General features: G+C 70.7%; 13 protein-coding genes. 3 read left to right on the forward strand and 10 right to left on the reverse strand.

The features are described from left to right. Positions 1-90: 90 nt before the first annotated feature. Genes H5T77_RS17125 through hrcA form a run of 5 tightly spaced genes read right to left on the reverse strand, consistent with a single transcriptional unit; the run spans position 91 to position 4,701 of the window. The gene (locus tag H5T77_RS17125) at positions 91-1,143 is read right to left on the reverse strand and encodes a winged helix DNA-binding domain-containing protein (RefSeq protein WP_292651227.1); all 1,053 of its coding nucleotides are present in this window, start codon (positions 1,141-1,143) and stop codon (positions 91-93) included. Between the two features lie 15 nt (positions 1,144-1,158). Next, complete coding sequence (locus tag H5T77_RS17130; protein WP_292651230.1) at positions 1,159-1,626, reverse strand: Gmad2 immunoglobulin-like domain-containing protein; 468 nt, start codon at positions 1,624-1,626, stop codon at positions 1,159-1,161. Positions 1,627-1,685: 59 nt separating this feature from the next. Beyond that, complete coding sequence (locus H5T77_RS17135; RefSeq protein WP_292651231.1) at positions 1,686-2,429, reverse strand: 16S rRNA (uracil(1498)-N(3))-methyltransferase; 744 nt, start codon at positions 2,427-2,429, stop codon at positions 1,686-1,688. 6 nt (positions 2,430-2,435) lie between these two features. Beyond that, positions 2,436-3,629, reverse strand: coding sequence for a molecular chaperone DnaJ (dnaJ, locus tag H5T77_RS17140; RefSeq protein WP_292651233.1), 1,194 nt, complete (start codon positions 3,627-3,629; stop codon positions 2,436-2,438). A gap of 37 nt (positions 3,630-3,666) precedes the next feature. Further along, positions 3,667-4,701 carry a heat-inducible transcriptional repressor HrcA gene (gene hrcA / locus H5T77_RS17145; RefSeq protein WP_292651235.1) on the reverse strand — a complete coding sequence of 345 codons (1,035 nt, stop codon included), beginning with the start codon at positions 4,699-4,701 and terminating at the stop codon, positions 3,667-3,669. Positions 4,702-4,894: 193 nt separating this feature from the next. On the opposite strand from hrcA, the gene H5T77_RS17150 reads away from it, so the two are divergent. Together H5T77_RS17150 and H5T77_RS17155 are read left to right on the forward strand one after the other, a co-directional pair. Continuing rightward, positions 4,895-5,167, forward strand: a complete 273-nt coding sequence (locus tag H5T77_RS17150) for a hypothetical protein (protein WP_292651237.1) — start codon at positions 4,895-4,897, stop codon at positions 5,165-5,167. A gap of 53 nt (positions 5,168-5,220) precedes the next feature. Continuing rightward, a complete protein-coding gene (locus tag H5T77_RS17155; RefSeq protein ID WP_292651239.1) occupies positions 5,221-6,069 on the forward strand; it encodes a DUF3097 domain-containing protein in 849 nt (282 codons plus the stop codon). A 12-nt stretch (positions 6,070-6,081) separates the two neighbouring features. On the opposite strand, the gene H5T77_RS17160 is transcribed toward H5T77_RS17155, so the two are convergent. After that, positions 6,082-6,276, reverse strand: a complete 195-nt coding sequence (locus H5T77_RS17160) for a PspC domain-containing protein (protein WP_292651241.1) — start codon at positions 6,274-6,276, stop codon at positions 6,082-6,084. A 90-nt stretch (positions 6,277-6,366) separates the two neighbouring features. Continuing rightward, positions 6,367-7,593 (reverse strand): radical SAM family heme chaperone HemW, encoded by a 1,227-nt coding sequence (gene hemW, locus H5T77_RS17165; RefSeq protein WP_292651243.1) that lies wholly within the window; start codon positions 7,591-7,593, stop codon positions 6,367-6,369. A 69-nt stretch (positions 7,594-7,662) separates the two neighbouring features. Between hemW and H5T77_RS17170 the strand changes: the two genes are divergently transcribed. Next, on the forward strand, positions 7,663-8,370 hold the full coding sequence (locus H5T77_RS17170; RefSeq protein WP_292651245.1) for a GNAT family N-acetyltransferase: 708 nt from the start codon (positions 7,663-7,665) through the stop codon (positions 8,368-8,370). A gap of 108 nt (positions 8,371-8,478) precedes the next feature. On the opposite strand, the gene H5T77_RS17175 is transcribed toward H5T77_RS17170, so the two are convergent. From H5T77_RS17175 to H5T77_RS17185, 3 genes are all read right to left on the reverse strand, one after another. Next, positions 8,479-12,042, reverse strand: coding sequence for an error-prone DNA polymerase (locus tag H5T77_RS17175; protein ID WP_292651247.1), 3,564 nt, complete (start codon positions 12,040-12,042; stop codon positions 8,479-8,481). A gap of 14 nt (positions 12,043-12,056) precedes the next feature. Next, positions 12,057-13,580 carry a DNA polymerase Y family protein gene (locus tag H5T77_RS17180; protein WP_292651248.1) on the reverse strand — a complete coding sequence of 508 codons (1,524 nt, stop codon included), beginning with the start codon at positions 13,578-13,580 and terminating at the stop codon, positions 12,057-12,059. A gap of 76 nt (positions 13,581-13,656) precedes the next feature. After that, positions 13,657-14,346, reverse strand: a complete 690-nt coding sequence (locus H5T77_RS17185) for a hypothetical protein (protein WP_292651249.1) — start codon at positions 14,344-14,346, stop codon at positions 13,657-13,659. Positions 14,347-14,464 lie beyond the last annotated feature (118 nt).

The following is a 14,464-nucleotide window of genomic DNA, read 5'->3' on the forward strand; positions in this document are numbered from 1 at the left end:
GATGCCCGGAGCGGGCCCTTTCTCGTCACGAGGCTGATGCCTCCATGCTACGCGGGCACTCCGCCCGACTCCTACTGGATAGTTCCTGCGTCAGCTCGCGAGCAGCGACTCGACGCGTACGGTCTCCTCGGCGAGCTCGTCTCGCTCGTCGGGCGTGAGGTCGCGGAGCAGCTTGACGACCTCGACCTTGCCGTCGACCGGCCTCCAGAGACCGACGAGATGACCACCCGCGATCATGACCGCGCCACCGCCTCCGATACCCCACTCCTTGCGGGATCCCTTGGCCGTGATCCGCTCCCGGTCGGCGTGGGAGAGCCAGAGGTTGTCGAACCTCCCCAGCAGCCGCACCGGAGCATGCTCGTCGCCGGTGGCGAGCGGCGCGTCCGGGACGTCGTAGAGGGTCTTGCCGGCCTCGTCGCGGTAGGTCACCAGCCCGTCGATCCGCTTGATCACCGGGCCGAGCCGCGTCAAAGACGACCAGGTGGTGATGTCGGCGGCGCTCGCCGGCCCGTAGGCGAGCAGGTAGCGGCGTACGATCTGCGGCGCCAGGTCCGGGACGGCGTCGTCGGCGACGACCGGCGGCACCCCCGTCCAGCGCGGCAGCAGGTCGTAGACGAGCCCGCCCGACCCCTTCCAGAGGCCTCGCGGCGGCAGCTGGACCAGTGGCAGCTCGTTGCGCGCGCGCAGGCCCAGCGCCTTGGCCGGGATGTCGGGGAAGTGCTCGACCAGACCGGCTTCGAGGGCCGCGTTGGGCAGTGCGCCGAGAGCGAGTACGTCCTCGACCGCCTCCACGAATCCCTCGAGCTGCGCAGCGGGGCGGACGATCTCGACCCGCTGGGTGTAGAAGTCGTGGACCGGCTGGGTCCAGGCCCTGATCAGCGCCGCATCGGCGGCGGTGTGCATGTGGATCGTCGAGCGCAGCGAGGAGAGCCGGACCAGCGCGCTCGACTCGAGCTGTGCGCTGAGCGCGTAGGGGTCGAACGACTCCAGCCGCGCGGCCAGCGCGAGGAACGGCGGCAGCGACTCCTGCGCCTGCAGGCCGACCACGTGCTCGATCATCTCGGCCGGGGTGATCGAGGCCCGCGACAGCAGGTGCTGACGCAGCAGGAGAGTCCGGTTGAGCTGCCGTTCGGTGAGGATCACGGTAGCGATGATGTCCTACTCGACGGTGATCCTCGCGCCGACCTCCTCCGCAGGCTTCCCCTCGCCGTCGGAGGTGTCGTCGGTGCGGGCGATGAAGACGTACGTCCCGGGCTCGAGCTCGGAGACGTCGACCGTCGTCTTCCACGGATAGAGCTTGTCCATCCAGCCCTCGGCGGTCACGAATCCCTCGAGGACCGTCTCCCCGGAGCCGTCCCGAACCTCCCACGGCACGTTCGCCTCAGGAGAGTTGGCCTTGCCGGAGGCCTGGAAGCTCTCCGAGACCGTCGCGCCCTCGGCCGGAGCCGACAGCGTGATCAGCGCGGAGGTACGCGGCAGCGCCGACGGCTTCTCCGACGGCTCGGCCGAGACCTCCGGGTCCTCGGCGACGGCGTCCCCGTCCCCGTTCCCGCAACCGCTGGCGAGTACGCCGCAGAGGGCAAGAGCGATGATGCAACCAGCCGGACGCGTACGTGTGCTCCTCATGTCTCCATACTCGCCCGCGACCTCCGAAGGAGGAACCCACCACGCCGTGCAGTCGGAGGTCAGGCCCAGCGACGGGTGCGGGCGAGCAGAGCGGCCGAGGCGGCGACGCCGGCCGTTGAGGTGCGCAGGACCTCGTCGCCGAGACGGATCGTGGTGGCGCCGGCCTTCTCGAAGAGGGCGATCTCCTCCTCCGTCAGGCCACCCTCGGGTCCAACCACGACGAGGATGCTGCCCTCATCGACGATGGGCACGGCGCCGATCGGGAGGGTGCCCTCCTCGTGGAGCACGACGGCGACGTCGGCCGCCTCGATCATGGTCACGACGGCGTCGGTGCTGGCCATCTGCTCGACCTCGGGATGCCACAGGCGGCGCGACTGCTTGGCCGCCTCGCGAGCGGTGGCGCGCCAGCGGGCCAGCGACTTGACCGCGCGCTCGCCCTTCCAGACCGCGACCGAGCGGGTCGCCGCCCACGGGACGATGCGGGCCGCGCCGATCTCGGTGAGCATCTCGACGGCGAGCTCGCCGCGATCGCCCTTGGGCAGCGCCTGGACCACCGTCAGCGCAGGCTCGGGCGGGACGTCGCCGAGGACGATCTCGTCGACGCGTACGGTCATCGACTTCTTGGTGGTCGCCGTGATCGTGCCCGTGACGCCCTCGCCGGCGCCATCGGTGAGCACGACCTCCTCACCGACCCGGAGACGGCGTACGACGACGGCGTGATGTCCCTCGTCGCCGCCCACCTCGACGGCGTCGCCGACACGGGTGCCGGCGAGCGACTCGACGAGGTGAACCGGAAGCGTCATGTCGTCTCAGTGCCCGTTGAGGGTGTCCTTGAACCAGGAGAAGACGCCGCCCTTGTGGGACGCCTTGAGCTGGCCCTGGACGGACTCCTCACCGCGCATCTCGGCGAGCTGGCGCAGCAGCGCCTCCTGCTCGAGGTCGAGCTTGGTGGGGGTCTCCACGTTGACGGTCACGATCAGGTCGCCGCGACCGCCGCGCAGGCCGGGGACACCGCGGCCACGCAGGACGTGGTCGGTGCCGGACTGGGTGCCGGGCTTGAGGTCGATCTGGATCGAGACGTCGTCGGGGTCCATCTGGTCGGCGACCTCGCCGACGAGGTCGGCCTCCAGCGTCGGCAGGTTGAGCGTGGTGCCGAGCGCGGCAGCGGTCATCGGGACCTTCGCGGTGCAGTGCAGGTCGTTGCCTCGCCGGGTGAAGGTGGCGTGCTTGGCGACGTGGATCTCGACGTAGAGGTCGCCGGCGGGGCCACCGCCGGGGCCGACCTCGCCCTGCTCGGCGAGCTGGACCCGGGTGCCGTCATCGACGCCCGGCGGGATCTTGACCGTCAGGGTGCGGTGGGAGCGGACCCGGCCCTCGCCGCTGCAGTCGCGGCACGGGTCGGGGATGACGGTGCCGAAGCCGTTGCAGGCCGAGCACGGGCGGAGCGTACGGATCTCGCCCAGGAAGGAGCGCTGCACGACCGCGACCTCGCCCTGGCCGTGACAGGTCTCGCACGGGACCGGGTGGGAGCCTTCCGCGGCCCCCTCGCCACCACAGGCGTCACAGACGACCGCGGTGTCGACCTTGAGGTCGCGGGTGACGCCGAACGCCGCCTCGGCCAGGTCGATGTCGAGGCGGATGAGAGCGTCCTGGCCGCGGCGTACCCGCGGACGGGGGCCGCGCCCGGCACCCGCACCACCGGCTCCGGCGCCGCCGAAGAACGCGTCCATGATGTCGGTGAACGAGAAGCCCGCGCCCTGCGCGCCGAAGCCGCCCGCGAACGGGTCGCCGCCCCGGTCGAACGCAGCCCGCTTCTGCGGGTCGCTCAGGACCTCGTAGGCGTGGGAGATCTCCTTGAACCTCTCCTGCGACTCGGCGTCGGGGTTGACGTCCGGGTGGTACTGGCGCGCCAGCTTCCGGTACGCCTTCTTGATCGTTGCGTCGTCGGCGTCCTTGTCGACACCGAGGAGCTCATAGGGGTCCAACGTCGGTCTTCCTGCCATCGAAGTTCGCTGATCTTCCTTGTATCGAGTCTGCTGCTCAAGCCTCGTCGAGGATCCGGGAGAGGTAGCGCGCCACCGCGCGCACCGCAGCCATGGATCCGGGGTAGTCCATCCGGGTCGGGCCGACCACGCCGAGCGTGGCCAGCGCCTCGTCGCCCGGTCCGTAGCCGGTCGCGACCACGCTGGTCTGCGCCAGCTCCTGATAGGGGCCCTCGGCGCCGATCCGCACCGTGACCAGTCCGCCCGCGGTCGCCTCGCCCATCAGCTTGAGCAGCACGACGTGCTCCTCGAGGGCCTCCAGGAGCGGGCGCACCGCGGTGTCGAAGCTGTCGCCGAAGCGGGCCAGGTTGCTGGTGCCGCCGATGGAGATCCGCTCGTCGGAGCGGTGGTCGTTCATCGCCTCGATCAGCGCCTCCGCCACCGCGGCGGCGAGCGTGTCGTACGGGGCGGCGGCGGGCTGGTCTGCAGGGCGGGCGATGCTGCGCAGCGCCTCACCCGCCTCGGCGATCACGACGCCGTCGACCGCGGTGTTGATCTGCGTACGCAGGCTCGCCAGGGTCTCCTCGGAGACCTCCTCGGTCACCTCGAGCAGGCGCTGCTCGACGCGACCGGTGCTGAGGATGAGCACGAGGAGGAGGCGGGTCGGAGCCAGCGCGACCAGCTCGACGTGGCGTACGGTCGAGCGGCTCAGGGTCGGGTACTGCACCACCGCGACCTGGCGGGTCAGCTGGGAGAGCAGCCGGGTCGAGCGGCTCACGACGTCGTCGAGGTCGACCGCGCCTTCGAGGAAGCCGGCGATCGCCCGCTTCTCGGCCGCCGTCATCGGCTTGACCGTGGTCAGCCGGTCGACGAAGAGCCGGTAGCCCTTGTCGGTGGGCACCCGGCCGGCGCTGGTGTGGGGGGCGGTGATGTAGCCCTCCTCCTCCAGCGCGGCCATGTCGTTGCGCACGGTTGCCGGCGAGACGCCCAGGCCGTGACGCTCCACGAGCGCCTTGGAGCCGACCGGCTCCTCGGTCTTCACGTAGTCCTCGACGATCGCTCGGAGGACGGAGAGCCTGCGTTCGTTCTGCATCTGCGCTCCTCTCGCCCTGGCTGCCTGGCACTCATTCCGTGCGAGTGCCAATCCTACCGGTTCATCGGCAGGGAACCAGTTCGCGGTGGTCGCCCACTCTGTGGAACGAGACACGTCTCTCGCCATCGAGACAGCCTTAGGTTAGGCTGACCTTAGAGATCCTGCTTCATCGCTTCCCCCCACTGGAGGGTCCATGATCGCCAACGATGTACTGGCCCGCATCGCGGCCCACGCCAACGACGAGCACCAGGCCGACCTGTGCCACACGCTCGCGGCGCGACTCGGGCTGCGGCCTCGCCACATCGTGGGCGTACGCCTCTCTCACCTCACCGCCGAGAGCGTCGAGGTCTCCTGGATCACCCTCGACGGCGGCCACCACGCGACGTTCCGGTTCCCGGGGGCCGCGACCACGGCCGACGACGTTCTCGAGCAGCTCGGGCGAGTGCTGGCAGGGTCGCGCTGCTGACCGCTCGGCGTGGCTGCGTGCCCCTGCGGGCATAGGTCACTAACCTCGCCCGGATGAGCGATCGCTACGGCTCCGACGTCCTGTCCGGTGACTGGCGCAAGCCCAAGCACGGGCGTGCCGTCGAGACCCCCGCGGAGCTGGGCGCGGTCGTGGAGGAGGTCGAGACCGACTTCGTCGGCGAGATCGTGCGGATCGACCGCGACCTGCACACGCTGACGCTTGAGGATCGACGCGGCAAGCAGCGTACATTTCCCCTCGGTCCAGGCTTCTGGCTCGAGGGCAAACCAGTCATCCTCACTCCTCCGGTGACACGGGCGGCGCCGGCGAAGCCGACCCGGACCGCATCGGGTTCGGTGGCCGTCTCCGACGTCAAGGCTCGGGTCGCGCGCGAGTCACGGATCTTCGTCGAAGGGCGTCACGACGCCGAGCTGGTCGAGAAGATCTGGGGAGACGACCTGCGGATCGAGGGCGTCGTCGTGGAATTTCTCGGCGGCGTCGACGACCTCGCCGACCACCTGGTCGACTTCCGTCCCGGGCCGTCGCGTCGGGTGGGGGTCCTGGTGGACCACCTGGTCAAGGGCTCGAAGGAGGCCCGGATCGCGGAGTCGATCCGGCGCTCCGCGGTCGGCCAGCACGTGCTGATCGTCGGTCACCCGTTCATCGACGTGTGGCAGGCGGTCAAGCCGGATCGGGTCGGGCTGGAGGCCTGGCCGAACGTGCCGCGCTCGATCGAGTGGAAGAAGGGCATCTGCCAGCACCTGGGCTGGCCACACCGCGACCAGGCCGACATCGCGCGCGCCTGGAAGCACATCCTGGGGCGGGTGAACACCTTCGGCGACCTCGAGCCCGACCTGCTCGGCCGGGTCGAGGAGCTGATCGACTTCGTGACGGCCGAGCAGTGATGCGGGGAACGATCAGTAGGCCGACTTCTTCGGCATGATGATCCACAGCACGATGTAGACGATGAACTGCGGTCCGGGCAGCAGGCAGGAGACGACGAAGGCCAGCCGGATCAGGTTGGCGTTGATGCCGAAGCGCTCGCCGAGACCGCCGCAGACGCCGGCGATCCATTTGTCGTTGCTGGGTCGGGAGAGAGTTGTGGTTGCCATAGCTCCACCATGCCCTGTCCGGCGGTGTTTACCAATCAGGATCTCCCCTGATCCTCTGGTCAGGACCAATGTCCCGCGTCTCGGGGCTCCTCAGGGGAGCAGATCCCGGACCACTGCGTCGGCGAGGAGCCTGCCGGTCTCGGTGAGGACGATCGTGTCGTCGGAGACGGTGACCAGGCCGCGGCGTACCTGATCTGGCAGGGCCGCACGGCCCTCGTCGTCGAGGGTGTGAACGGACAGCCCGTCGGCGAGGCGGAGCTCGAGGAGGACGCGCTCGACGCGCCGGTCCTCCTCGGCCAGGATCTCGCGGGCGTGGGCCGGGCTCTGCCCGCTGGTGATGCGATCGGCGTACGCCTTGGGGTGCTTGACGTTCCACCATCTGGTGCCGCCGACGTGGCTGTGGGCCCCGGGTCCGACACCCCACCAGTCGCCGCCCTGCCAGTAGAGCATGTTGTGACGGCAGCGCTGGGTCTCGTCGGTGGCCCAGTTGGAGACCTCGTACCAGGTCAGGCCGTGCTCTCGGAGGGCGGCGTCGGCCAGCTCGTACTTGTCGGCGAGGTCGTCCTCGTCGGGCATCTCGATCTCTCCCCGCCTCACCTGGCGAGCCAGAGCGGTGCCGTCCTCGACGATGAGGGAGTAGGCCGAGATGTGGTCGGGGTTGCTGGCCAGCGCGGAGTCGAGGCTCGTCCTCCAGTCGGCGACCGACTCGCCGGGCGTGCCGTAGATGAGGTCGAGGGAGACCTGCTCGAAGCCGGCCTCACGGGCCCACTCCACGACCAGCGGGACCCGCTCGGGGTCGTGGGTGCGGTCGAGGGTCTCGAGTACGTGGGGGATGGCCGACTGCATGCCGAAGCTGAGCCGGGTGAAGCCGCCCGCACGCAGGGTCCGCAGGTAGTCCAGGTCGACGGAGTCGGGGTTGGCCTCGGTCGTCACCTCGACGTCGTCGGTGAGGCCGAACTCGTCCTTGATCGCCTGGAGCATGCCGACCAGGTCGTCGGCCGGCAGCAGCGTCGGGGTGCCGCCGCCGAAGAAGACGGTGTCCACGGTGGGCGGGTGGCCGAGCTTGTCGAGACCACCCAGCACCCGGCGAGCCAGCCTGACCTCTTCGATGGCCTGGTCGGCGTACGTCTGCCGGCTCACGCCGGGGCCGAGCTCGGTCGCGGTGTAGGTGTTGAAGTCGCAGTAGCCGCACCGGACGGTGCAGAACGGGACGTGGACGTAGAAGCCCAGCCCCTTCTCCCCCAGCGTGCTCAGCGAGTCGGCCGGCAGCGACCCGTCGGCGGGGGCGGGGTCGCCGGGAGGCAGAGCGGAAGGCACGCATCCATTATCGAGCCACCTGTCGAAAAGGGTTAACCGTGCCTGGTGCGGTGATGGGAAAGTCCCAGGGTGCCCGTCTCTCAGCCCGATCTTCTTCTCGACGATATCCTCGACAACCCGGTGTGGTCGTCATTGACCGGGGCACATGCCTGGCTCGCGGAGGGGACCGGCCTCGCTCGCCGCTATCGGCCCGACGTCTCGCCCTTCGCTGCGGTCTCCGACTCGAGCTCGCCGGAGGCGTGGCGTGACCTGGCCGCGGCCGTCGGCCCCGGCGGCACGGCGCTGATCACCGGCGCCGAGGGCGTCTGCGGGGACGGGTGGTCGATCCTCGGAGGTGGCGAGGGGGTCCAGCTCGTCGAGACGCCACGGGTCTCCGCAGCGCCTGATCCCGAGGCGGTCGTGCTCGTGGCCACCGACGTACCCGAGATGCTCGACCTCGTCGCTCGCACCGAGCCCGGACCGTTCGAGAAGTCGACCCACACGATGGGTACGTATCTGGGACTGCGCGACGAGGGCCGACTCGTCGCGATGGCCGGCCAGCGGATGCACCCGGACGGGTGGGTCGAGATCAGCGCCGTCTGCACCGCTCCCGAGGCCCGCGGCCGCGGCCTCGCCCGCCGTCTGGTCAGCGCCGTCACCGCCGACATCCACGCCCGCGGCTGTCGGGCGTTGATGCACGCCTCGGTCACCAACACCAGCGCCATCTCGGTCTATCTCGGTCTCGGCTTCGAGCAGCGCCGGCGTACGACCTTCGAGATGTTCCAGGCGGCCGGCTAGCGCCGAGGCGTCACCCGCGTCGGCCGAGGCGTCGCGTACGTCGTGCGAGAGGTCACCGACTGACGTCTCGACCGACGGGAGTGACGTCTCGGCGGGATGGGGCAGGGGTCAGCGGAAGTCGCGGGAGCGGTGGCGGGAGGCGATGGCCTTGGCGGCCTCGGGGTGGATCTCCTCGAGCGGGGCGAGGCGGTCGGCGACCAGGTTGGTGACGCCGTCGTTGCGCTCGAGGATGCCGCGGATGAGCATCACCGAGGTGGAGACCGCGATCTTGCGGTGCTTCTTCCACAGACCGGCGGAGCAGACGACGTTGAGCATCCCGGTCTCGTCCTCGAGGTTGATGAAGGTGACTCCGCCCGCGGTCCCGGGGCGCTGGCGGTGGGTGACCAGGCCGGCGACGGTGATACGTCGGCCGGGCTCTGCGGTGGGCAGATCGCTGATCTTCGGGAGCCCAGCCGCGGTCAGGCCGGGTCGGAGGTGAGCGAAGGGGTGGCTGCCGGGAGTCACCCCGGTCGCCCAGAGGTCGGCGAGGGTCTCCTCGACCGGGTCGAGGCCGGGCAGCTCAGGCGTCTCGGCGGTGAACCGAACCCCCTCGAGCTGGTCCTCGGACTCGGTCCAGCCCGCCTGCCACAGTGCCTGGCGACGGCTCGCGGTGAACACGTCCAGACATCCCGCGGTCGCCAGCGCCTCGAGTTGGGCCCGCTCCAGCCCGGCCCGACGGGAGAGATCGAGGGAGTCCTTGAACGGCGCCTCCTCGCGGGCCTTCACGATCCGCTCGGCGACGGCCTTGCCGATGCCGCGTACGGAGTCCAACCCCAGCCGTACCGCGAAGCCGCCGTCACGCCGGTGCTCCGGGGTGGGGTCGGGGGTGCCGGGCACCCACTCGGTCTGCGCCCCGTCGAGCAGGCACTCCGCCCGCCCGGTGACCTCGACGGGCTCGGTCTCCGGATCGAGAGGCTCCAGGTCGGCCACCGCTTGGCTCAGCACCAGATCCGGGCGGCGTACCTCGACTCCGTGGCGGCGGGCGTCCTGGGTCAGCGACTGCGGTGAGTAGAAGCCCATCGGCTGGGCCCGGAGCAGGCCGGCCAGGAACGCGGCCGGGTAGTGGAGCTTGAACCATGACGAGGCGTAGACGAGCTTGGCGAAGCTCAGCGCATGGGACTCGGCGAAGCCGAAGTTCGCGAAGGAGAGGATCTGGGTGTAGACCGCCTTGGCGGTCTGCTCGGTCATGCCCTTGGCGCGCATGCCGCGGTAGAGCTTCTCCTTGAGCGAGTCGATGCGCTCGACGCCACGCTTGGAGCCCATCGCCCGGCGCAGCAGGTCGGCATCGTCGTGCGAGAAGTCGCCGAGCACCCGGCCCATCTCCATGAGCTGCTCCTGAAACAGCGGCACCCCGCGGGTCCGCTCCAGCACCGGGATCAGCAGCTCGTGGGCATAGCTGGCCTCCTCCTGTCCGGTGGCCCGGCGTACGTAGGGGTGGACCGCTCCACCCTGCACCGGCCCCGGCCGGATGAGGGCGATCTCGATGGCCAGGTCGTAGAAGCACCGCGGCTGCAGCCGTGGCAGGGTGCCGATCTGCGCGCGCGACTCGACCTGGAAGACCCCGATCGAGTCGGCCCGGCAGAGCATGTCGTAGACCGCCGACTCCTCCTTCGGGACGGTCGCCAGGGTCCACTGCTCACCCAGATGCGAGGCCGCCAACCCCATCATGTGATCGAGCGCCGCCAGCATCCCGAGCCCGAGCAGGTCGAACTTCACCAGGCCCATGTACTCGGCGGCATCCTTGTCCCACTGGATCACGGTGCGCTTCTCCATGCGGGCGCGCTCGATGGGCACCACCTCGCCGATCGGCTCCTCGGTCAGCACCATTCCGCCGGAGTGGATGCCGAGATGACGCGGAGCTCCGTGGATCTCCTCGGCCAGCGCCAGGACCGGAACCGGAATGCCGACGTCGTCCGGTGCCTCGACGCGGGAGTAGCCGAGGTGCTTGGACCAGGCGTCCTGCTGACCGGGGCTGTGGCCGAGCGCCTTGGCCGCATCCCTGACCGCCATCTTCGGCCGGTAGCCGACGATGTTCGCGACCTGCGCGGCGTTGCGTCGGCCGTAGGTGTCGTAGACCCACTGGATCACCTTCTCCCGCTTGTCGGAGTCGAAGTCGACGTCGATGTCGGGCTCCTCCTCCCGATGCTCGGAGATGAACCGCTCGAACGGCAGCCGGTAGAAGACGGGGTCGATCGCGGTGATCCCGAGCGCGTAGCAGACCGCAGACGCGGCCGCCGATCCTCGCCCCTGGCAGAGGATCTTCTCCTTCCGCGCAAACGCCACGATGTCGTGCACGATCACGAAATAGCCCGGGAAGTCCTTGCGCTCGATCACGTCGAGCTCGTGCTCCACGCGCTTGCGGGCCTTCGCGACGAACTTCGGGTCGGCGGCGTACGCCTCCGCATAGCGCTCCGCGAAACCCTCCTCGGTCAGGCGGCGCAACCAGCTCGCCGCGGTCTCGCCGTCGGGGATCCCGCGCTTGGGCAGCTTGGGGGTGGCCTTGCGCAGGTCGAAGGCGCACTCCTCGGCGATCTCGACGCTGCGTGCCACCGCGCCCGGGTAGCGCCGGAAGAGGTGTTGCATCTCCTCCCCCGATCTGACGTACGCCGCAGGCCCCGCCGGGAGCCAGCCGGCGATGTCGCTCAGGGTGCGCCGCGCGCGGACCGCCGCGAGCGCGTCGGCCACCCGGTGCCGGTCGGGCGTGGCGTAGTGGACGTTGTTGGTGGCGACCGTGGGCAGACCGGCCTCGCGGGCGATGTCGGCGAGCATGTCGTTGTCGTAGGAGTCGGTCGGGTGGCCGCGGTCGGTCAGCTCGACGACGACGTTCGCCTTCCCGAAGCGATCGACGAGGCCCCGCAGCGCCCGGGCCGCGGCGATCGGGCCGGTGCTGGTGAGAGCCTGACGGACCTCGCCCTTGCGGCAGCCGGTCAGGATCAGCCAGCTGCCGGAACGAGCCCGGTCGGCGAGCTCGTCGAGGTCGTAGGTCGGCCGCCCCTTCTCGTCACCGCGCAGCTGCGCCTCGGTGATCGCGCCAGCCAGCTGCCGATAGCCGTCCACGCCCCTGGCCAGCACCAGAAGGTGGCTGCCCTCGGGATCGGCGACACCGTTCTGCGGCTTGGTCAGACCCAGCGACAGCTCGGCACCGTAGACGGTCAGCAACCGCCGACCCTCGCTGGTCGAGCCGCCGGAGCCGCTAGGCGAAGGCGTGTCGAGACCAACACAGTCCTCTGTCGCGATCGGTGGGACTGTGTTGGTCTCGACACGCTCGCTCACCCGAGGGTCTGAACGCAGTGGCCCTCGACCGACGGGCGCAAGCTTCTGCGCCGCCTCAGCAAAAGCGGGCGCACCGTAGAACCCGTCGTGGTCGGTGATCGCGATCCCGTGGAGCCCCTGCCGGATCGCCTCGGCGACCAGCGCCGACGGAGAGCTCGCACCGTCGAGGAAGGAGAAGTCGGAGTGGGCATGGAGCTCGGCGTACGGCACCACCGGGCCCTCCGGCCCACGCACCTCCCCCTCAGGAAGCCGCTTCTTGCGCCGGGAGATCGGCGCGTCCCCGTAGGGATCGGCGGGCGGGCGGCCCGAGAGCCGTCGCTCCAGCTCCTTCCACGGGATCTCGGGGTTGTTCCAGCCCATCGGTCGAAGCCCCGTCAGTCATAGCTGGCTTCAGTGAGCCAGTGGTCGGTGTCGAAGGTGGCCAGCCAGGCACGGCCGTCGACCCCGACGAGCTGGAAACGGGCGACCCGCCGCCCGCCGCCGGGCTCCCACCACGCCTCGGTGACCGGCCACGGGCCAGCCCAGGAGGCGATCCGCTGCCAAGGTTGGCCGGCTGCGGGCCGGTAGCGGGCGGGGTCGGCGGAGACGCCGCCGCGTGGGAGCACCAGCACCTGCCGCCCGGCCTGGTCGCAGACCTCCGCCGGCCACGGATCGGCCAGGACCCGAGCCGGGGCCGGCGGCGGGATCGAGCCCGGCCATGGCAGCCCACGGTCGCGGAGGGTGGTGGGGCGGTCACCCCAGGGGACGTACGCCTGCCGGTCGCTCGGGCTCCGGCCACCCTGGAGCACCGGAGCGACGACTGCCTCGTGCCCGAGCAGCCCCTGCACCCGGGCGATGCCACGGTCGACGCGCTCGTTCGTGCCACCCCAGAGGCCGTCGGCGTGGACCGCCTCGGAGACGGCGGCCTCGGGGACGAAGCGGACCTCGGTCACCGCTCCCCCGCCCCTGCGCGCGACCCCGGCCAGCTGCCAGTGCAACCGGTCGATGAGATCGACCGAGGAGAACCATCGCGGGTGCGCCCAGGTGCGTACGGAGTCCGGGACGTCCTCCATCGCGACCTCGATCCGCACCTCGGTGCAGACCTCCTGTCGCGTCGCCAGACCTTTCACGAAACCCTCCGCTGCCTGCCGGGCCGAGAAGCAGACCGCCTCGGCGGAGTCGAGCGGCGGCTCGAAGGCCACCTCGGTGGTGAGCTCGGGCGGTGGCGTACGCCCGGTCACCGGCCGCGCTCCCTCGCCGTGGATCACCCGACGGACCCAGGCCGCCTGCGCGCCGAAGCGCGCCTTGACGTCGGCGCCGGGCAGGTCGGCGAGGCCGCCGAGCGTGGTCAGACCGAGTCGCTGCAGCAGGCTGACCGCGTCCGCGTCCTCGAGGACGTGGACCGGCAGCGCACGCAGGAAATCGGTGGAGCCACCATCTGCCGGGACGGCGTACGTCTCCTGCAGCCCGGCGCTGCGCGCGGCCTGCTCGGCGGTGAAGAGCTCGTCGGCGATGCCGATCCGTACGTCCCAGATCCCGAGCCCGACCACACACTCGGCGATCGCCGCGCCGGCCTCGGCATCGCCACCGTAGAACCGTGCCGGCGAGCGCAGCGCGACCAGGCCGGGACGCAACGGCATGACGCCGGGTCGCAGCTCCTCCAGGCGCACCAGCACCTCCTCGAACACCCGCGCGTCGCGGGCGTCGTCGGCGGCGAGCACCTGCATCTCGGGGCAGCGTGACTGCGCGTCCCGGCGTCGCATCCCGCGCTTGACCCCGAACTCCCGCGCCGCCTGGTTGCAGGCCTGGACCCGGTTCTGCGCGAAGACCGCTGCCGGCAGATGCCGCGGCAGCCCCTGCTCGCTCAGCGCCGCGGCGACCGGCCAGTCGGCGCACCAGACCACCAGCGTCCGACTCATGCCGCCGCCTCCGTAGAGCAGTGCCAAGAATACGGACGCGGCGGCCTGAGGCTTATGGTCGCTCGCTGGCGCTCGCTCATGCCGACTCCTGTTTCCGCAGGTCAGCAATGCCCTTGACCGGTTCGAGGACCCGCCGCATGCCGCCGTCCTCGGCCGGGAACCAGAGCGCCGTACGCCGCGGCGGAGCCGTCCCGCGCACCGCCTCGACCACCATCCTTCTCGCCCGGAGATGGCCGTCGCCGTTGCCCAGCCCGACCCAGCGCGGCTCGGTCGCCCGGAGGCGTACGTCTGCTCTCGGCCACTCCCCCAGCGCGACCAGCGCGGCGCCGCGGGTGCGCAGCCTGGCGCCGATCTTCTCGGCGACTGTGGGCGTCACCCGGCCGGTCGGCCGGACCAGCACCAGCGTGACCACGTCGATCAGCGCCGCGGTCGCCTCCAGCCAGGAGTCCTTGGGCCGCGGCACCAGGATGGTGCGCTCCAGGTCGACCCCGGCCTCGGCAGCCGCCTCGGCACCGAAGTCCTCCACCCCGACGACGGCGGTCCACTCCCCCGCCCCTGACGGCCCGGCCAGCAGCAGCATCGCCAGCGAGAGCGAGTCGGCCGCGTACGTCCCACCGGCCCGAAGCTGCACCACCCCACCGAGCGCCTCGTGCGTGGCCAGCTCCGCACCGATGCCCGGCTTCTGCTCCAGCCGTCGCACCTTCGACCGAAGCTGCTCGATCTGAGCCAGCTTCTGGTGTCGTTCGATCCCCGCTACCGCTCCCACTCAATGAGTATCGAACATTTGTTCGAACAGAGCAAGGTCGAGACGTCACTCCCGCTGGCCGAGACGTCACTTACGTCGGCCGAGCGGGCAACGGAATGCCATCTCGGCAGACGTAAGT

Origin of the sequence: Nocardioides sp. (genome assembly GCF_014360585.1) — a bacterium.
GTDB lineage: Bacteria > Actinomycetota > Actinomycetes > Propionibacteriales > Nocardioidaceae > Nocardioides.